Source organism: Luteimonas kalidii (assembly GCF_029887935.1).
GTDB classification, from domain to species: domain Bacteria; phylum Pseudomonadota; class Gammaproteobacteria; order Xanthomonadales; family Xanthomonadaceae; genus Luteimonas; species Luteimonas kalidii.
In genome coordinates, this window is the sequence record NZ_JARXRO010000018.1 from 323,199 (window position 1) to 340,865 (window position 17,667).

Genomic DNA, 17,667 nt, shown 5'->3' on the forward strand with positions numbered 1-17,667 from the left:
GGAGCAGAAGCGCCCACGCACGGGCGACGGCGCGATTACATGTCGTACTTGTTGAGTTCCAGGCCGAGCGCCTTGTAGTGCTTCCAGCGCTCGCGCAGCGGACCACGCGCGGATTCGTCGGCCGGCACCACTTCCAGTACCCGGTCGAATCCGCCCTCGACCGGTGCGTCGCGCAGGTTCACCACCAGCGCGCGCATCGGCGCATCGGTCTGCGGATCGGCGATCAGCACCGGCGTGAGCTCGTCCTCGTCGTCGCGCCCGGCGATCTGGTGCGGGATGTACGCGTCCTCGCCCATGTCCCACAGCAGGTCGTCGAGTTCCTCGGCCTGGGCGGTGTCGCGCGCCAGCACCAGCGTCCAGAGCTCCGCCTCGTAGGCCTTGCGCACCAGCTCGCAGGCCAGCCGCAGCGGCTGCTCGCGGAAGCGCGGCTTGGCGATCAGGTAGAAGTCGGCGCGGGGCATCGGGCGGGGCGCGGCAGGAACGGGACGGTGGCCAGAGCGCCGGCCGTCCCGGTCCAGATGCTCAGGACGCGGGCGCGCCCGCGGCGCGGTCCATCAGCCACTGGCTCAGCAGGCCGACCGGACGGCCGGTGGCCATGCCCATCTTGCCGTCGCCGCTGGCGCTGCCGGCGATGTCCAGGTGCGCCCAGCGCTGGCCTTCGACGAAACGCGCGAGGAAACAGCCGGCGGTGATCGCGCCGCCCCAGCGGCCGCCGATGTTGTAGACGTCGGCGAAATTGGACTCCAGCAGGGTCTGATATTCGTCCCACAGCGGCAGGCGCCACGCGCGGTCGAACACGCCTTCGCCCGCGGCCAGCAGTTCGTCGGCCAGGTCGTCGTGCTTGCTCATCAGGCCGGACGCGTAGCGCCCGAGCGCGACCATGCAGGCACCGGTGAGCGTGGCCACGTCGACCAGCGCCTGCGGCTTGAAGCGCTCGGCATAGGTGAGCGCATCGCACAGGATCAGGCGGCCTTCGGCGTCGGTGTTGCCGACCTCGATGGTGCGGCCGGACATGCTGGTGATCACGTCCGAGGGCCGATACGCATTGCCGTCGATCGCGTTCTCGACCGCCGGCACGATCGCCACCAGGTTGATCGGCAGCTGCAGGCCGACCGCGGACACGAAGGTGCCGAGCACGGCGGCCGCGCCGCACATGTCGAACTTCATCTCCTCGATGCCGCCCTGGGTCTTGAGGTTGACGCCACCGGTATCGAAGGTGATGCCCTTGCCGACCAGCACGAACGGGCGCGCGTCGCCGCCGCCGTTCCACTTCAGCACCACCAGCCGCGGGCGGTTGGCCGAGCCGCGCGCCACTGCCAGCAGCGCGCCCATGCCCAGCGCTTCCATCTGGGTCTCGTCCAGGATCTCGGCTTCGGCGCCCTCGAAGCGCGCGGCGAACGCCTGCGCCTGCTCCGCGACGTAGGCGGGGTTGCAGATGTTGGGCGGCAGGTTGCCAAGTTCGCGCGCGAACTTGACGCCCGCCGCGATCGCCTTGCCCTGCGCCAGCGCCTGTTCGTCGTCGCCCTGGATGGCGAGCGCGGCCAGCCCGGTCTCGTTGCGCTTCTTGTTCTTCGGGCCGAGCGTGGCGAGGTAGCGGTAGGCGGCGTGGTCGGCGGCCACCACGGCCTGGCGGACCGCCCAGGCCGCGTCACGCCCGGAGACCTCGAGTTCGGACAGCGTGAACAGCGCCTGCTTCACCGGGCCGGTGCGCAGCGCACGCACCGTGTCGGCGACAGCCTTGAGGTACTGCGGCACACCGAACTTGGCGCGATCTCCCAGGCCGATCACCAGCACCCGCGGCGCGGCGACGCCGGGCAGGTCGTGCAGCAGCAGGCTGCGGCCGGTGGCGCCGGAGACGTCGCCGCGCGTGGCCAGCGCGGCCAGACGGCCTTCGGCGTCCAGCGCCTGCGCGGCGGGCGTGAGCGTGCCGTCGGAAAAGGCGCCTACCACGATGCAGTCGGTTCCGGCGGCGGCGGGGGCGGCGTGGTTCAGGGTGAATTCGAGGGTCATCAATCAGATTCCAGGTGACTTCCGTACAATCGGCGCCCGGACGCGGCCTGCAGGCCGCGGGATCGCGCCTGCTACGCCGTTGCGGGCGTCGCTGCGGCCCGGACGCAACGCCCTAGTCTAATCCAAGCCCCCGCCTGATGCCGAAGCTCGACAGCTACCTGTTCCGCGAATTCGCGCAGACCACGTTCGCGGCCCTGGTGGTGCTGATGATCGTGAGCCTCGGCGCGGTGTTCGCCGACGTGCTGGGCGACATCGTGCGCGGGCGCGTGCCGGCGGGCATGATGCTGGCCCAGCTCGGCCTGCAGGTGCTCAACTACCTGCCGCTGATCCTGCCGCTGGGGCTGATGCTGGGCCTGCTGCTGTCGGTGGGCCGGCTGTACCGCGACAGCGAGATGCCGGTGCTGACCTCGGTCGGCGTGGGCCCGCGGCGCATGCTGCGCCCGCTGATGATGCTGGTGGTGCCGTTCGTGCTGATGATCGGCGCGTGCTCGCTGTGGCTGGGGCCGTGGGCGCGGCAGTATTCGCAGCAGATGATCGAGGTGGGCCAGCGCAGCCTGCTGGTGGCCGGGCTCGAGGCCGGGCGCTTCGTGGAACTGCCGGGCGGCGGCGGTGTGGTGTACGCGAACGCGATGTCGAACGACGGCACGCGGCTGGGCCGGGTCTTCATCTACCGGCAGGACGAAGGGCGGATGGACGTCACCTCGGCCCGCACCGGCACGCTCACGGTGGAAGGCAATACGCGCTACCTGACGCTCGACGAAGGATTCCGCGTCGAAGGTCCGATGGATGGCGGCAAGGATTTCCGGCTGATGCGCTACGCCGCCAATGAAGTGCGGCTGCCGGACGCGGAGTCGCGCGACATCGGCGACGACCCCGAACTCATGTCGACGCTGTCGCTGCTGCCGGACGGCCGCGCCGAGGCCCGCGCGCAGCTGCATTTCCGGATCGCGCCGCCGCTGCTGGCGCTGGCGTTCGCGCTGCTGGCCGTGCCGCTCGCGCGCAGCCCGCCGCGGCAGGCGCGCTGGGGCAGGATCATCCTCGGCCTGCTCGCGTACGTGTTCGGCGTCAACCTCATGCTGGTGGGCACCAACGCACTGGCGGGTGGCCGCTTGCCGGTGGCGCTGGGACTGTGGTGGCTGCTGCTGCCGCTGCTGGCGCTGGGCCTGTGGATGTATTTCGGCGACGGACGCATGCGCGCGTCGCGGCGGGCGGCGGCATGAGGGAGCGCGCGCGATGAGGCCGTTTCCGAAGCTGCACGACCTGCTGGTCGCGCGCGTGGTGGTCGGCACGGTGCTGCTGACGTGGGCGGTACTGACCGGACTCGACCTCGTGCTGGCGATGGTCGACGAGCTGCGCAGCGTGGGGCAGGGCAGCTACCGCGTGTTCGATGCGATCACGTACGTGGCGCACACGCTCCCGCGCCGTGCCTACATGATGTTCCCGACCGCGGCGGTGATCGGTTCGCTGATGGGCCTGGGCCAGCTCGCCGCGAGTTCCGAACTCACCGCGCTGCGCGCACTGGGCGTGTCGCGCAAGCGCTTGAGCCTGTCGGTGGCGCTGCCGCTGCTGCTCCTGACCGGCCTGATGATGGTCAATGCCGAGACGCTCGGTCCGTGGGCGCAGCGCAGCGCCGACATGATGAAGTCCGCGGCGCGTTCGAACGACATGATCGTCGCCCAGTATTCCGGGCTCTGGGCGCGCGAGGGCGAGACCTTCCTCAACGCCCAGGCCGGGCGCGAGCGCAGCGAGGACGGCGACACCTGGCTCGAACTCAACGACGTGCGCCTGTTCGAGTTCGACGGCGACGGCCGCCTGGCGTCGGTCGCGCACGCGAAGATCGCCGAGCACCGCGCCAGCGGCTGGCTGCTGCGCGACGTGCGCCGCACCTATTTCGACGCACGTTCCGTCGCCCAGGCGGACGTCGACGAGGAACGCTGGGAATCCAGCCTGGACGCCGCCGCGCTGGCGGCCAATGCCAGCAATATCTGGCGGCCGCGCTACATGTCGTCGGCCGAGCTGAAGGAGGGCATCGACTATCGCAAGCGCAACCAGCTCGATGCCAGCGAGTTCGAGGAGTACTACTGGGGCCACTGGTTCTATCCGCTCAACGTGCTGGCGCTGTGCCTGGCGGCGATCCCGTTCGCCTTCGGCAGCCTGCGCAGCGGCGGCCTGGGACGGCGCCTGTTCATCGGCGTGGTGTTCGCGCTGGGCTTCTGGCTGCTGCAGACGCAGGTGGTGAAGCTGGCCGCGGTCTACACCTTCGACTACCGCATCGCCTACGTCGTGCCGCCCCTGGTCATGCTCACCGTCTCCTGGCTCCTCTTCCGACGACGGAGTGGGTGAGGCATGCCCGCTTGCGCGGCACTGCCGCGCGGGCATGCCGAACGCCCGGCGCGCTGCGCCGGGCCGGATGAGCAGAACCTGGTCGCGAGGCACTGCCTCGCGCTCCCTGCGAACGCCCCGCGCGCTGCGCGGGGCCGGATGAGGAATCACGTTTGCGAGGCACTGCCTCGCGCTCCCTGCGAACGCCCCACGCGCTGCGCCGGGCCGGATGAGGAATCACGTTTGCGAGGCACTGCCTCGCGCCCTTTCGAACGCCCGGCGCGCTGCGCCGGGCCGGATCAGGAATCACATTTGCGAGACACCGCCTCGCGCCCTTTCCGAACGCCCCCGCGCGCTGCGCGGGGCCGGATGAGCAGTCCTCTCTCGCGCGGCATTGCCGCGCAGGCCAGCCGATCGCCCGGGCGCGCTGCGCCGGGCAGGATGAGGTGCCTCGTTGCGGGGCACTGCCTCGCGCCACCCGCGACGCCCCGTGCTGCGCGGGGCAAGATGAGGCGAACTCGCAGTCGCTGTCGTGCAGGTCGATGGTCGCTCTCGACCGCCTGCGCGCGACCGCCCTACGCCGTGGACCGGCGCTCCACCCGCACCACCCGCGTTCCGCTGAGGCGGTCGTGCCAGGCGAGCCGGTCGCGGTCGATCCACGCCCACCAGAAGCCCGCGCCGGCGGCCAGCAGCGACACCGTACCCGTGGCATAGCGCGTCCACAGCGCGGCGCGGGTCGGCGCCGAGCCGTCCGGCGCCACGATCCGGATCCGCCAGGGCCGCATGCCCAGCGTCTGCCCGCCGCGGCGCCAGCTGGTGGTCGCATAGACGCCGCCGATGCCCCAGCAGGCCAGCCACAGCAGCCACTGCAGCGCACTCAGTGGCGCGATGTTCTCGTGCGGGTCGTGGCCGCCCAGATAGGTGTATCCCGCGGTGAACAGGGCCGAGAGCAGGAACCACAATGCGAGCACCGGAAACAGGTCGTACAGCAGCGACACGAGCCGTCGCCCGACCAGGGCGGACCCGCGTGTCGCGGCACGTTCGTCAGGAGAGGACGGCATGTGCACAAGGATACCGGCTGCCGCGCTCGGCTAAGCTGGATCGATGTCCAGCACCACCCCCGCCGAGCGCCGCCAGCGCATGCACGCACTGCCGCCGTTGCGCGACGCCGATGCCGGCGCGATCCACGGGTTCCTCGATGCCCTGTGGGCCGAGACCGGAGCCGCGCGCAACACCCTCGACGGCTACCGGCGCGACCTCGAAGGGATCGCGCGCTGGCGCGACGGCGCGCATGGCGGACTGGCCGCGCTCGATCGCGGCGCACTGTTCGACTATCTGTCCCTGCGCGCCCGCGAGGGCTACTCGCCGCGCAGCAATGCGCGCCTGCTCACGGCACTGCGCGCGTTCTTCGGCCACCTGCGCCGGCAGGGCGTACGCGAGGACGATCCGGTCGCCCTGGTCGAGCCGCCGCGTCTGCCGCGGTCGCTGCCCAAGGCCCTCGGCGAGGAGCAGGTGGCCACGCTGCTGGCCACGCCCGACGTCGAGACCCCCGAAGGCCTGCGCGACCGGGCCATGCTGGAACTGATGTACGCCTGCGGGTTGCGGGTGAGCGAACTGGTGAACCTGCCGGCCACCGCCGTGAACCTGCGCCAGGGCGTGCTGCGCGTGACCGGCAAGGGCGGGCGCGATCGCCTGGTGCCGCTGGGCGAGGAGGCCCAGCACTGGCTCGAGCGCTACCTCGCGCAGGCGCGGCCACTGCTGGCCGGCAGGCGCACGGTGCCTGCCCTGTTCCTCACCGCCTCGGGCGAGCCGCCCAGCCGGCAGCAGTTCTGGGCCACGGTGAAACGCTCCGCCGCGGCGGCGGGCATCGACCCGGCCCGGGTCAGTCCGCACGGGCTGCGGCACAGTTTCGCCACCCACCTGCTCAACCACGGGGCGGACCTGCGCGCGCTGCAGATGCTGCTCGGCCACAGCTCGCTGTCGACCACCCAGATCTACACCCTGGTGGCGCGCGAAAAACTGCGCCAGCTGCACGCCAGACACCATCCGCGCGGCTGAGCGGGCGTCACTTCGCATGCGGGATGCGCCCCAACGGTGGATCGAATCGCAGTTCCACGGCCCGCCCGTCCGGAGGCGCACGAGCGCCGCGGGCCATCGCCCTCGATGCCGGGAACTTCCCTCGTGCGCAATCCGTGCTGCAGCGCCGCAAGTCACGGCGCGCCGCGGATGTTAGCGTTAACATTCCATTCCGGGGGAACCCCATGACAGATCCGAACCGCCGTCTCGTCACGAGGGCGCCGCGCCGCGTGCTCGCGTCCGTCCTCGCCGCCGCGCTTGCTTCGCCGCTGGCCGCCTGGTCCGCCCCGCCGGAGCTCAACGAACTGGAGTACTTCCACAAGCGCGGCCTCGACGTGCTGGCCTTCAGCAACTACTACGACGGCCTGTTCAGCGATTCCAAGCATGCCGGGGTCGAACTGATCCACCACGGCGTGCGCACCGCGACCAACGGCGACGTCCGCCTGAGTCCCACCCCGGAGCAGTGGGACCCGGTCGCATTGATGGTCGACCGCAAGGTCGATCGCGCGACCAGCACCGTGACCACGCGGCTGGGCTACGCCGCGCACGGGTTCGAATACGACATCCGCGTCTCGCCCGCGGGCGAGGGCGTGAAGATCGAAGTGGTGTTCGACCAGCCGTTGCCGGCGGCGCTCGAGGGCCAGGCCGGGTTCAACCTCGAATTCCTGCCCTCGGCCTACTGGGGCAAGAGCTGGGCGACCGGGCAGGGCAGCGGCCAGCTGCCGCTGTACCCGGCCGGCCCCACCACCCGCGATGCGCAGGGCAAGCCGGTCCGCCTGCCGATGGCGCGCGGGCCCAGCCTGACCCTGGCGCCGGAGGATCCGCAGCGCCGCGTGACCATCCGTGCGCGCGAGGGCGAGCTGGGCCTGTTCGACGGCCGCAACCAGGCGCAGAACGGCTGGTACGTGGTCCGAAGCCTGCTGCCGGCCGGGCGCACCGGCACCGTGCTGGAGTGGACGCTGGAGGGCAACACCGTCCCCGGCTGGACGCGCGGGACGGTGATCGGGCATTCCCAGGTCGGTTACCACCCGGCGCAGCGCAAGGTCGCGGTGCTGGAAGCCGACCGCAACGCCGCCGCCCCGGGCCGCACCCGGCTGCTGCGCATCGGCGCGGACGGGCGCGAACAGCAGGCGCACGCGGCGCAGGCGGCGCACTGGGGCCGGTACCTGCGCTACGAGTACTACACCTTCGACTTCTCCGACGTGCGCGAACCCGGCCTGTACGTGATCGAGGCGGCCGGCCAGCGCAGCAATGCCTTCCGCATCGCCGACGACGCCTACGCCACCGCCTGGCACCCGACCCTGGACGTGTTCTTCCCGGTGCAGATGGACCACATGTTCGTCAACGAGGCCTACCGCGTCTGGCACGGCCGCTCGCACATGGATGATGCGCGCCAGGTCGAGCCGGGCAAGGAGCACTTCGACCTGTTCGGGCAGGGCCCGGACCTGGATTCGCCGTTCCAGCCCGGCGAGCACATCCCGGGGCTGAACTACGGCGGCTGGTTCGATGCCGGCGACTTCGACATCCGCACCCAGACCCACTACGCCACCGTGATGTCGCTGGTGGAGACCTGGGAACAGTTCCGCCCGGAGCGCGACGAGACCACGATCGACCAGAAGAAGCAGCACGTGGAGCTCCATCGCCCCGACGGCGTGCCCGACCTGGTACAGCAGATCGAGCACGGCACCCTGGCGCTGATCGCCCAGCATCGGGTGTTCGGGCATGCCATTCCGGGCATCGTGGAACCCGACCTCGGCCAGTACACCCACCTGGGCGACGCGGTCAGCAAGACCGACGGCAAGGTCGACGATCCGAACGACCCCGAGTCACCCAACGACGACCGCCTCGCCTTCACCACCAACACCACCGCACTCAACTACGGCTCGGCGGCGGCGCTGGCGGCGGCCAGCCGCGCGCTGCGCGGCCACAACGACGCGCTGGCCGAGGAGTGCCTGGCCACGGCGAAGAAGGTGTGGGCGTTCGAGCATTCGCGCGAGCCCAACCTGTTCCGGGTCGGCAACACCACCGGCGGCGATCCGCAGGACGAGGAACTGCGGGCGGCCGCGCAGCTGCTCCTCACCACCGGCGAGCCGGCGTACGCCGCGCGAATCGCAGAACTCTGGCCGACGATCGACGCGCGCTTCGGCTTCAATGCCGCGGTGGTGCTGCCGGTGCTGGAGCGGATGGCCCCGGACTTCCAGGCGCGGATGCGCGCACGGGCCGAAGCGTTCAAGGCCGAACGCGCGCAGATGGTCGCCGAGAACCCGTACGGGGTGCTGATCACCCGCGGCGGCTGGGCCGGCAACGGCGCGGTGATCGGCATGGCGACCACCAACTACCGCCTGCACCGGGCGTATCCGGACCTGTTCGACATCGAGCCGACGCTGCAGGGGCTGAACTACCTCTACGGCACCCATCCCGATTCGAACATCTCGTTCGTCTCGGCCGTCGGCGCGAAGTCCAAGCAGGTCGCCTACGGCATGAACCGGGCGGATTTCAGCTTCATCGCCGGCGGCATCGTCCCCGGCGTGCTGGTGCTCAAGCCCGACTTCCCGGAGAACAAGGAGGACTGGCCGTTCTTCTGGGGCCAGAACGAGTACGTGATCAACCTCGGCGCCAGCTACATCTACCTGGTGCACGCCGCGCAGGACCTGCTGTCGCGGCAATAGGGCGCTCCCAGCGACCGCCCGCGGCCGGATGGCCGCGGGTGGGCGATGGCGGCNCCGGAGATGCTCCGGCGACGGGGCGCTCAGCCTCGGATGGAGTCCATCAGCGCGAACGCCACGGCCAGCAGCAGGGCCGCGCGCAGCAGCGCGATGCCGGCGTGCTCGCCCAGCTTGCGGAAGTGGAAGTCGGATACGCGCATGTCGATGGGTGCCGTTTCGCCCGCCTGTCCCCGCGGGCCACCCGGATGACAAGCAGGAAGCGTGCCCGGCCGAACCGCGATGCAGTGCGCACTCCTGCGGGCCGGAAGTGACGGAACCGGGCAGTCCGCGCGCGGGTGACGCGTCACATCCCGGCGCGACGCACGCGCCGCATGCCACGCATCCGCCCGCGCCCTGGATGCATGCCACACGGGTGGAGCATCCCGATCCGGGCCCAGATGCGTGCACATTCCCGTCAACCGGGCTGGTCTAGCCTCGGGGGCCGATCAGGGCATCGCGCCAGGTGCCGTCCCGGAGAAGCATCCATGACAGCGATCATCGAGCGCCCGCGCGCTCACGTCTTCCATCCCGTCCACCTGCTGCTGCTCGGCGGCGCGCTCGCGCTGTTCCTCGGCGCACTGTCCGCCGACATCGCCTATGCGCGCAGCTACCAGATCCAGTGGATCAATTTCGCGGCCTGGCTGAACGTCGGCGGCCTGGTGGTGTCGACAGCCGCGTTCGCCTGCGCGCTGTTCGGGCTGGCGCCGTCGCGGCGCACCCGCGACAGCCTGCTGCACGCAGCCCTGGTGCTGGCCGCCTGGATCGCCGCGCTGCTCGCCGCGCTGACCCACGCCCGCGATGCATGGGATGCCATGCCCGCCAGCCTGGTGCTGTCGGTGGTGGTGGTCGTGCTGATGGTCGTGGCCATCTGGTTCGCTTGCCGCGCCGTGCGGCCGGGAGCACTGTCATGAAGCGCCTCGCCCTGCCCGCCGCACTTGTCCTGGCCGTCGTCCTGGGTGGCTGCAATCCCGAGCCCGCGTCGCCGCAGTACGGCGCCCAGCCGGAGTTGCCCGAGCCGCGTCGCGGCCTGCTGCCGGCGATGAAGATCGCCGATCCCGCCGGTTGGGGGGATCGCCTGCCCACCGTGCCGGACGGCTTCGAGGTGCGCGCCATCGCCATCGATCTGCTGATCCCGCGCCAGACCCTGGTCCTGCCCAATGGCGACATCCTGGTCGCCGAGGGACGCGGCGGCAATGCGCCGCCGCTCAAGCCCAAGGACGTGATCGCCGGGCCGATCAAGGCTGCGGGCACCACCCAGGTCGAGAGCGGCAACCGCCTGACCCTGCTGCGCGACGCCGATGGCGACGGCGATTACGAGGTGCAGACGGTGTTCGCCGAGAACCTCGACGCGCCCTATGGCCTGGCCCTGATCGGCAACGATCTCTACGTCGCCAACCAGGACGCGGTGGTGCGCTTCGACTACCAGCCCGGCCAGACCCAGGCGCGCGCCGCCACGCCCGAGACGCTCACCGAGCTGCCGTCGGAGATCAACCACCACTGGACCAAGGCGATGACGGCCAGCGCCGACGGCCGCTTCCTGTACGTGGGGATCGGTTCGAACAGCAACATCACCGAGCGCGGCATGATGGCCGAGCAGGACCGCGCCATGGTCTGGGAGATCGACGCGCAAAGCGGCCTGCATCGTCCCTACGCCACCGGCCTGCGCAACCCCACCGCGCTGGCGATCCAGCCGGGCAGCGGCCAGCTGTGGGCGGTGGTGAACGAGCGCGACGAGATCGGGCCCGACCTGGTGCCCGACTACCTCACCTCGGTGCGCGAGGGCGGTTTCTACGGTTGGCCCTGGGCGTACTGGGGCCAGCACGTGGACACCCGGGTGAAGCCGGAGAACCCGGAGAAGGTGGCGGCCTCGATCACGCCCGACTACAGCCTGGGGGCGCACGTGGCCGCCCTGGGCGTGGACTTCTCCAGCCAGGTGATGGGCCCGCAGTTCGCCGATGGTGCATTCGTCGGCATGCACGGCAGCTGGAACCGCTCCGAGCCGGTGGGCTACAAGGTCGTGTTCGTTCCGTTCCGCAACGGCCGGCCCGCGGGCGATCCGATCGACTTCGTCACCGGTTTTCGCGACGAGGACGGCACCACCCGCGGTCGCCCGGTGGGCGTGACGGTGGACCCGCGCGGCGCGCTGATCGTGGCCGATGACCTGTCGAACACGGTCTGGCGGGTGAGCCGGGTGGGCGCGGCGCCCGCGACGCCCGCGACGCCCGCGCCTGCGGATCCGGCTGTGCCCGCCGCCGGAGAGGCGCCTCCGGCGGCTGCCGGCGACCCCGGGCAGACGCCACCGCCGCCTGCGCCACCGCCGTCCACGCAGCGGTAGGCAAGCAGCGGCCGGTCGGCGGGAAGGCGACGCCGGGAGCGGTCAGGGGCGTCCTCCCGACACGCGCGGGAACGCGATTGCGAAACGCGACCGCCGCACATGCGCTGGCAGGAACCGGCAACTCCCTGCGGCGCCCGGGGGTGGCCAGCGGATGGCATGGCTGCCGCAGGATGTGATTGCGCGCCGGGATGTCGCGAGTCGCGCGCGGCCTGCAGGCGGCGGACAGCAAAAAGCCCCCGATGGGGGCCGTTCGCTGACACTGGCGGGGAGGGGGGGATTCGAACCCCCGAGGCGCTATAAACGCCTGCCTGATTTCGAGTCAGGTACATTCAACCGCTCTGCCACCTCCCCGTGAATTCGCGGGTGTCGCGCGGTCCCGGCGCTGAACGCCGGGGGCGCAATCATACGGGGCGGGGTGCCCCCAAACAAGGCGCGGGCTAGACTGTGCGGCCCTGTTTCCGGCGGAAGGCCCCGATGTCCGAGATCTCCGTGCCCGTGTCGTTCGGCGAGCTGCTCGACAAGATCGCGATCCTGCAGATCAAGTCCGAGCGCATGACCGACGAGGCCAAGCTGGCCAATGTCCGCAACGAACTCGACGCGCTGGAGCGCACCTGGATGGCGCATCCGGCCGCCGGCCACGACATCGCCCGCCTGCGCGCCGACCTGAAGGCGGTCAACGAGCGGCTGTGGGTGATCGAGGACGACATCCGGCTCAAGGAGAAGGCGCAGGCCTTCGACGAGGACTTCGTGCGCCTGGCGCGCGCCGTGTACTTCGAGAACGACACCCGCGCCCGGATCAAGAAGGACATCAACCTCGCGCTGGGTTCGTCCTACGTCGAGGAAAAGTCCTACCAGGACTACGGCGCCGGCTCCGGCGCCTGAAAGACGCGCGCGTGGGGCGCCCGCGTCGGCTCAGCCGTGGTCGGCGCGGTAGCGCTCGAACGCGGCGATCGCGTCGTCGACGGTCACCAGGTCCATTACCCCGTCGAACTCGATCTTGGTCCCCCAGGCGAGCTCGACCGCCGGCCTGCGCAGATGGCGGCGGGCCGCGTCGTCGTAGCGGTCGACGCAGTAGCGGCGGTCCGAATAGGGCCCGCTGCGGGCCGGGTTGCTGGCCGCGTGCAGGCCCAGCACTTTCGTGCCCATCGCGTTGGCGATGTGCATCGGGCCCGAATCCGGGGTGACCACGAGCGCCGCGCGTTCGAGCAGGGCGGGCAGCTGCTGGAGCGTGTCCTTGCCGACGAGGTCGAGCGCCGGTGCGCGCATCGCCGCGAGGATGGCGTCGGCGGTCTCTCGCTCGAGCGCGCTGCGCCCACCGCACAGCACGACCCGCCAGCCCTGGCCCGCGGCGTGGTCGGCCAGCGCGGCATGGCGGTCGGGGAACCAGTTGCGGCGCACGTGGCTGGAGCATGGCGAGACCAGCAGTGTCGGCGCGCCGTCGTCGGGCCACTGCGCCCGGGCCCAGGCGCGCGCGTCGTCGGGCACCGGCAGGTCCCAGCGCACCGTGTCCTGGCGCAGTCCCAGCGGTTCGCTGAAGCTGCCGATGGCGTCGAGCACGTGGATGCCGGGGCGGTGGGGAATGCGTTCGTTGACGAACAGGCCGTGCAGGTCCTTCGAGCGCGCGCGGTCGTAGCCGATCCGGCGCCGCGCCGGCACGAAGGCCGACAGCAGGTTCGCGCGCGCGGCCACCTGCATCTGCAGCAGCGCGTCGAAGCGGCGACCCTCCAGCTCGCGGCGCAGGGCGCGCATGCCGGACAGGCCGCTGGCCTTGTCGTAGACCAGGAACTCCACCCCGGGCAGTCCGTCCAGCAGCCGCCGTTCGCCCTTCCCGATCACCCAGGTCAGCGCGACCTCCGGCCAGGCGGCGCGCAGCGTGTGCACGAGGGGCAGCACATGGGTCACGTCGCCCAGCGCCGACAGGCGCAGCAGGCAGATCGAACGGGGCGCTGCGGGAACGGGCGTCACGGCTTGTTAGACTCGCTGGATGGCCGCGTTCGACGCCACTGAAAGCCTGACGCCCTTCCACGACGATCGTGGCAGCGGGGAGTATGGCGCGATTCTGTTCGACATGACGCAGCTGCGGCAAGTCGACCCGCGCTGGTTCGATCCACACGGATGGGGATCGCGCGCGCAGCAGGTCGGCGGCAGCGGGCGCGGCGGCGCCTGGTTCATCGACGCCAGCCACGGGGCGCTGGTGCTGCGCCAGTATCTGCGCGGTGGACTGGCCGCGAAGTTCAGCCGCGAACGCTACCTGTGGCGCGGCGCCAACCACACCCGCAGCTTCGCCGAGTTCCGGCTGCTGCGCGAGCTGCTGCGGCGCAAGTGCCCGGTGCCGCAGCCGGTGGCGGCCTGCTACCTGCGCGGGCGCGTCAGCTACCGGGCGTGGATCATCGTCGAGCGGCTGGAGGGCGTGCGCTCGCTGGCTTCGCTGGTGGAGGCCGAGCCGGAGGAGGCGCCCTGGGAGGCGAGCGGGCGCCTGGTCGCACGCTTCCACCGGGAAGGCCTCGACCACGCCGACCTCAACGCCCACAACGTGCTGTTCGACCCGGCCGGCAAGGGCTGGATGATCGATTTCGACCGCAGCCGCCTGCACATTCCCGCCACCGCCTGGCGCGAACGCAACCTGCAGCGGCTGCTGCGTTCACTGCACAAGGTGGCCGGCGACGCGCGGCGCGAGGCGGTGGAGGCCGGCTTCGGCCGGCTGCGCGCGGCCTACGACGCGCGCTGGGCGAAGGGCAACTAGGCCGTGGCCGCGCGTGCACGCCTGTCGTCCCTCCCGGAGGCCGCCGCCGTGCGGGCGCCGCGATGACGTGGGCGCTGCGTTTCCACGGCGTCGGCAATGCCTCGGCCACCGAACTGGGGTCGCCGATGGCCACGATCGAGCGCGACGGCGCGCCCTGGCTCACCATCGACTGCGGCAGCGAAGGTCTGACCGCCTGCCTGGCGCACTACGGCGCGCCGCCGCGCGCACTGTTCATCACCCATACCCATCTCGACCACGTCGGCGGGCTGGAGCGCCTGTTCGTCTCCGAGTATTTCGATCCCGCGCGTCGCGGACGGATGCCGCTCTATGTGCCGGCTGCCGTCGTGCCGCTGCTGCACCGGCGGGTGGGCGACTATCCGAACGTGCTGGCCGAAGGCGGGGCGAACTTCTGGGACGCGTTCCGGGTGGTGCCGGTGGGCGACGCGTTCTGGCACGACGGCGTGCGCCTGGAGGTGTTCCCGGTGCGCCACCACTGGCCGGACACCGCCTTCGGCCTGCGCCTGCGCGGCAGCCTGGTGTTCACTGGCGATACCCGGCCGATTCCCGAACAGCTGCGCCAGCGGGCCGATGCCGGCGAACTGGTCGCGCACGACTGCGGCCTGCACGGGAACCCCTCGCACAGCGGCATCGACGATCTCGAACGCGAGTATCCGCCGGAACTGCTGGCGCGCTGCGTGCTGTACCACTACGCCTCGGCCGCGGATGGCGATGCGCTGACCGCGCGCGGGCACCGGGTGGCGCGGCCGGGCGAGGCGTTCGCACTGCCACTGCCGCGCACGGAACAGGCGGGCGTCGCGTGAGTGCGCAGCCGGACCCGGTGCTCTCGCCGCTGGACCGGCTCGGCCGGCCGCTGCGCGACCTGCGCCTGTCTGTCATCGAGGCCTGCAACTTCCGCTGCGGCTACTGCATGCCGGCCGACCGGGTTCCCGACGACTACGGGCTGGACGCGGCCGGGCGTCTGTCGTTCGACGAGATCGAGGCGCTGGTGCGGGGCGCGGCGCGCCTGGGCGTGTCCAAGCTGCGCATCACCGGCGGCGAGCCGCTGCTGCGCAAGGGGCTGCCGGCACTGGTGGCGCGGCTGGCGCGCATCGACGGCATCGACGACCTGGCCATGACCACCAACGGCGCCCTGCTCGCGCCGCACGCGCGTGCACTGCGCGAGGCGGGGCTGCGCCGGCTGACCGTGAGCCTGGATGCGCTCGACCCGGCGCTGTTCCGGACGCTGTCCGGAGGCCGCGGCGAGGTGGCCGACGTGCTGGCGGGAATCGCCGCCGCCGAAGCCGTCGGTTTCGATGCGCTCAAGATCAACTGCGTCGTGCAGCGCGGCGTCAACGACGACCAGACGCTCGCACTGGTCGAGCGCTTCCGCGGCAGCGGCCACGTGGTGCGCTTCATCGAGTACATGGACGTGGGCACCTGCAACGGCTGGCAGCGCGAGCGCGTGGTGCCGTCGGCCGAACTGCGCGCGCGGGTCCATGCGCGCTGGCCGCTGCGCGCACTCGACGCGCAGTACCGGGGCGAGGTGGCCGAGCGGCATGCCTTCGTCGACGGCGGCGGTGAGGTCGGGTTCGTCAGTTCGGTCACCGCGCCGTTCTGCGGCGATTGCCATCGCGCCCGGGTGTCGGCCGACGGCCGGCTCTATACCTGCCTGTTCTCGGGCGAGGGCGTCGACCTGCGGCCCGCGCTCGCCCTGGGCGAACTGGCCGCCGCCGAACGTCTGGCCGACCTGTGGCGCGCCCGGTCCGACCGTTACAGCGAGGTGCGGGGTAGTGCGCAGGCCTCGCGCCGGCACGTCGAGATGTTCCTGATCGGCGGATGAGCGTGGTCACGTGCTGACGGAAGCGGAATGCCGGCAGGTCGAAGCGCTGGAGCGCGCCCTGCTCGATCCGGTCGTGCGTGCAGATCGGGAGCGCGTCGACGCGCTGCTGGCGGAGGAGTTCATGGAGATCGGTGCCTCGGGCGCGGTCTTCGGCAAACGGGGGGCGTTGGCTCGCGTGCCGGACGAGCGTGGTGTCGCGTTCTCGGCCCGGTCGATGCGGACGCGCCCGGTGACGGACGATGTGGTCTGTGTCACCTATCGGGCCACGCGGACGCAGGGCGCGGACGAACGCCATTCGCTGCGCAGCTCCTGGTGGCGGCGCAGCGCCGACGGCGGCTGGCGGATGGTCTTCCACCAGGGGACGCCGGACACCGGCATCGGTACCATGGACCCATGACGCCCGCGAAGACGCTCACCCACCTCGATGCCGCCGGGCGCCCGGCGATGGTCGACGTGTCGGGCAAGGCGGTGGGTCCGCGCCAGGCCCTCGCCGAGTGCCGGGTGCGGTTTCCCGCGGCGGTCGCGGCGCAGCTGCGCGCCTCCGGACTGCGCAGCGCCAAGGGCGGGATCGTCGAGACCGCGGTGATCGCCGGCACGATGGCGGTCAAGCGCACGCACGAACTGATCCCGTTCTGCCATCCGCTGCCGATCGACGGCGTGCGCATTGCCATCGACTGGCAGGGCGAGCGCGAGTTGCGCATCGAATGCCTGGTCAAGACCGTGCATCGCACCGGCGTGGAGATGGAGGCATTGACCGGCGCCACCATCGCCGCGCTGACCATCTACGACATGTGCAAGGCACTGTCGCACGCGATCGTGCTCGGCCCGGCGAAGCTGGTGGGCAAGCGCGGCGGCAAGCGCGACATCGGGAAGATCGGCTGATGGCGCGGGTCACGCTGCTGTACTTCGCCAGCCTGCGCGACGCCGCGGGCACGGGCTCGGAAACCCTCGACACCGACGCGGCCGACTGCGCCGGCCTGTACGAGCAGGTGCGCGTCCGCCACGGTTTCGCATTGCCGCGCGAGCGCATGCGGGTCGCGGTCGATGGCGCCTTCGCCGGCTGGGACGCCGCGCCGCGCGACGGCGCCGAGATCGCGTTCATTCCGCCGGTGTCGGGCGGATGAGCGGCGCGCCGGCATCGGGCGAGGGCGACGCGCGACTGTTCGCGATCGCGCCGCAGCCGTTCGACATCGCCCCGCTGCGTGCACCCTTGCTGCACGAGCGCGCCGGCGCGTTCGCCGCGTTCGAGGGCTGGGTGCGCGACCACAACGACGGGCGTGCGGTGCTCGGCCTGCGCTACGACGCCTACGTCGAACTGGCCGAGGCGGAAGGCCGGCGCATCGTGCGCGCTGCGCTGGACCGCTTCGGCGCGATCGACGCCTGCTGCGTGCATCGCGTGGGCGAACTGGCGATCGGCGAGCTCGCGGTCTGGGTCGGCGTCAGCGCCGCGCACCGGGACGCGGCCTTCGACGCCTGCCGCTGGATCATCGACGAGGTGAAGGCGCACGTGCCGATCTGGAAGCACGAGCGCTATGCCGACGGCGATGCCGACTGGCTGCATCCGCGCCCCGCCGATCCCACCGCTCCCGGCCGCTGACACCGTCGCCACGGGCGACAAGCCCAAGCAGCCTGCTGG

At 71.5% G+C, this 17,667-nt stretch carries 18 protein-coding genes and 1 tRNA gene; 14 read left to right on the top strand and 5 right to left on the bottom strand.

Annotated features, from left to right (window positions below):
* Nucleotides 1-35: 35 nt before the first annotated feature.
* Complete coding sequence (locus QFW81_RS12390; RefSeq protein ID WP_280579149.1) at nucleotides 36-461, bottom strand: DNA polymerase III subunit chi; 426 nt, start codon at nucleotides 459-461, stop codon at nucleotides 36-38.
* 61 nt (nucleotides 462-522) lie between these two features.
* Nucleotides 523-2,010, bottom strand: a complete 1,488-nt coding sequence (locus QFW81_RS12395) for a leucyl aminopeptidase (RefSeq protein ID WP_280579152.1) — start codon at nucleotides 2,008-2,010, stop codon at nucleotides 523-525.
* A 137-nt stretch (nucleotides 2,011-2,147) separates the two neighbouring features.
* On the opposite strand from QFW81_RS12395, the gene lptF reads away from it, so the two are divergent.
* Together lptF and lptG are read left to right on the top strand one after the other, a co-directional pair.
* A complete protein-coding gene (gene lptF, locus QFW81_RS12400) occupies nucleotides 2,148-3,230 on the top strand; it encodes an LPS export ABC transporter permease LptF (RefSeq protein WP_280579154.1) in 1,083 nt (360 codons plus the stop codon).
* Nucleotides 3,231-3,243: 13 nt separating this feature from the next.
* Nucleotides 3,244-4,353, top strand: coding sequence for an LPS export ABC transporter permease LptG (gene lptG, locus QFW81_RS12405; protein ID WP_280579156.1), 1,110 nt, complete (start codon nucleotides 3,244-3,246; stop codon nucleotides 4,351-4,353).
* Nucleotides 4,354-4,907: 554 nt separating this feature from the next.
* Here the strand turns inward: lptG and QFW81_RS12410 are convergent.
* Nucleotides 4,908-5,393 (bottom strand): RDD family protein, encoded by a 486-nt coding sequence (locus QFW81_RS12410; RefSeq protein ID WP_280579158.1) that lies wholly within the window; start codon nucleotides 5,391-5,393, stop codon nucleotides 4,908-4,910.
* A 43-nt stretch (nucleotides 5,394-5,436) separates the two neighbouring features.
* Here QFW81_RS12410 and xerD point away from each other — a divergent pair, with 43 nt between their 5' ends.
* The 4 genes from xerD to QFW81_RS12430 all read left to right on the top strand — a co-directional run bounded on the left by xerD (nucleotide 5,437) and on the right by QFW81_RS12430 (nucleotide 11,448).
* Entirely contained in the window at nucleotides 5,437-6,390 is a 954-nt protein-coding gene (gene xerD, locus QFW81_RS12415) for a site-specific tyrosine recombinase XerD (RefSeq protein WP_280579160.1), read from the top strand.
* Nucleotides 6,391-6,638: 248 nt separating this feature from the next.
* Nucleotides 6,639-9,077: a glycoside hydrolase family 9 protein gene (locus QFW81_RS12420; protein WP_280579162.1), complete on the top strand. Its 2,439-nt coding sequence runs from the start codon at nucleotides 6,639-6,641 to the stop codon at nucleotides 9,075-9,077.
* 521 nt (nucleotides 9,078-9,598) lie between these two features.
* Nucleotides 9,599-10,024 carry a DUF2231 domain-containing protein gene (locus tag QFW81_RS12425; RefSeq protein ID WP_280579164.1) on the top strand — a complete coding sequence of 142 codons (426 nt, stop codon included), beginning with the start codon at nucleotides 9,599-9,601 and terminating at the stop codon, nucleotides 10,022-10,024.
* Entirely contained in the window at nucleotides 10,021-11,448 is a 1,428-nt protein-coding gene (locus tag QFW81_RS12430) for a PQQ-dependent sugar dehydrogenase (protein WP_280579165.1), read from the top strand. The genes QFW81_RS12425 and QFW81_RS12430 overlap by 4 nt, the downstream gene beginning before the upstream one ends.
* A 260-nt stretch (nucleotides 11,449-11,708) precedes the next feature.
* On the opposite strand, the gene QFW81_RS12435 is transcribed toward QFW81_RS12430, so the two are convergent.
* Nucleotides 11,709-11,799, bottom strand: a tRNA-Ser gene (locus tag QFW81_RS12435).
* Nucleotides 11,800-11,922: 123 nt separating this feature from the next.
* Between QFW81_RS12435 and QFW81_RS12440 the strand changes: the two genes are divergently transcribed.
* A complete protein-coding gene (locus QFW81_RS12440) occupies nucleotides 11,923-12,330 on the top strand; it encodes a DUF6165 family protein (protein ID WP_280579166.1) in 408 nt (135 codons plus the stop codon).
* Between the two features lie 30 nt (nucleotides 12,331-12,360).
* On the opposite strand, the gene QFW81_RS12445 is transcribed toward QFW81_RS12440, so the two are convergent.
* Nucleotides 12,361-13,413 carry a glycosyltransferase family 9 protein gene (locus QFW81_RS12445; RefSeq protein WP_280579167.1) on the bottom strand — a complete coding sequence of 351 codons (1,053 nt, stop codon included), beginning with the start codon at nucleotides 13,411-13,413 and terminating at the stop codon, nucleotides 12,361-12,363.
* Between the two features lie 19 nt (nucleotides 13,414-13,432).
* Between QFW81_RS12445 and QFW81_RS12450 the strand changes: the two genes are divergently transcribed.
* The 7 genes from QFW81_RS12450 (at nucleotide 13,433) to QFW81_RS12480 (ending at nucleotide 17,628) form a co-directional block, all read left to right on the top strand.
* Nucleotides 13,433-14,191 (top strand): 3-deoxy-D-manno-octulosonic acid kinase, encoded by a 759-nt coding sequence (locus QFW81_RS12450; RefSeq protein ID WP_280579169.1) that lies wholly within the window; start codon nucleotides 13,433-13,435, stop codon nucleotides 14,189-14,191.
* A 62-nt stretch (nucleotides 14,192-14,253) separates the two neighbouring features.
* A complete protein-coding gene (locus tag QFW81_RS12455; protein ID WP_280579170.1) occupies nucleotides 14,254-15,012 on the top strand; it encodes an MBL fold metallo-hydrolase in 759 nt (252 codons plus the stop codon).
* Nucleotides 15,009-16,031, top strand: coding sequence for a GTP 3',8-cyclase MoaA (moaA, locus tag QFW81_RS12460; protein ID WP_280579171.1), 1,023 nt, complete (start codon nucleotides 15,009-15,011; stop codon nucleotides 16,029-16,031). The genes QFW81_RS12455 and moaA overlap by 4 nt, the downstream gene beginning before the upstream one ends.
* Before the next feature lie 10 nt (nucleotides 16,032-16,041).
* A complete protein-coding gene (locus QFW81_RS12465) occupies nucleotides 16,042-16,428 on the top strand; it encodes a nuclear transport factor 2 family protein (protein ID WP_280579172.1) in 387 nt (128 codons plus the stop codon).
* On the top strand, nucleotides 16,425-16,913 hold the full coding sequence (moaC, locus tag QFW81_RS12470) for a cyclic pyranopterin monophosphate synthase MoaC (RefSeq protein ID WP_280579174.1): 489 nt from the start codon (nucleotides 16,425-16,427) through the stop codon (nucleotides 16,911-16,913). Before QFW81_RS12465 ends, moaC begins: the two co-directional genes overlap by 4 nt.
* Nucleotides 16,910-17,155, top strand: a complete 246-nt coding sequence (locus QFW81_RS12475; protein ID WP_280579435.1) for a MoaD/ThiS family protein — start codon at nucleotides 16,910-16,912, stop codon at nucleotides 17,153-17,155. The genes moaC and QFW81_RS12475 overlap by 4 nt, the downstream gene beginning before the upstream one ends.
* Nucleotides 17,152-17,628, top strand: a complete 477-nt coding sequence (locus QFW81_RS12480; protein WP_280579175.1) for a molybdenum cofactor biosynthesis protein MoaE — start codon at nucleotides 17,152-17,154, stop codon at nucleotides 17,626-17,628. The genes QFW81_RS12475 and QFW81_RS12480 overlap by 4 nt, the downstream gene beginning before the upstream one ends.
* The last annotated feature ends 39 nt before the right edge of the window (nucleotides 17,629-17,667 follow it).

Coding starts and splice junctions, on each gene's coding strand:
- QFW81_RS12390 (WP_280579149.1), bottom strand. CDS start 461: ATGCCCCGCGCCGACTTCTACCTGATCGCCAAGCCGCGCTTCCGCGAG.
- QFW81_RS12395 (WP_280579152.1), bottom strand. CDS start 2,010: ATGACCCTCGAATTCACCCTGAACCACGCCGCCCCCGCCGCCGCCGGA.
- lptF (WP_280579154.1), top strand. CDS start 2,148: ATGCCGAAGCTCGACAGCTACCTGTTCCGCGAATTCGCGCAGACCACG.
- lptG (WP_280579156.1), top strand. CDS start 3,244: ATGAGGCCGTTTCCGAAGCTGCACGACCTGCTGGTCGCGCGCGTGGTG.
- QFW81_RS12410 (WP_280579158.1), bottom strand. CDS start 5,393: ATGCCGTCCTCTCCTGACGAACGTGCCGCGACACGCGGGTCCGCCCTG.
- xerD (WP_280579160.1), top strand. CDS start 5,437: ATGTCCAGCACCACCCCCGCCGAGCGCCGCCAGCGCATGCACGCACTG.
- QFW81_RS12425 (WP_280579164.1), top strand. CDS start 9,599: ATGACAGCGATCATCGAGCGCCCGCGCGCTCACGTCTTCCATCCCGTC.
- QFW81_RS12430 (WP_280579165.1), top strand. CDS start 10,021: ATGAAGCGCCTCGCCCTGCCCGCCGCACTTGTCCTGGCCGTCGTCCTG.
- QFW81_RS12440 (WP_280579166.1), top strand. CDS start 11,923: ATGTCCGAGATCTCCGTGCCCGTGTCGTTCGGCGAGCTGCTCGACAAG.
- QFW81_RS12450 (WP_280579169.1), top strand. CDS start 13,433: ATGGCCGCGTTCGACGCCACTGAAAGCCTGACGCCCTTCCACGACGAT.
- QFW81_RS12455 (WP_280579170.1), top strand. CDS start 14,254: ATGACGTGGGCGCTGCGTTTCCACGGCGTCGGCAATGCCTCGGCCACC.
- moaC (WP_280579174.1), top strand. CDS start 16,425: ATGACGCCCGCGAAGACGCTCACCCACCTCGATGCCGCCGGGCGCCCG.
- QFW81_RS12480 (WP_280579175.1), top strand. CDS start 17,152: ATGAGCGGCGCGCCGGCATCGGGCGAGGGCGACGCGCGACTGTTCGCG.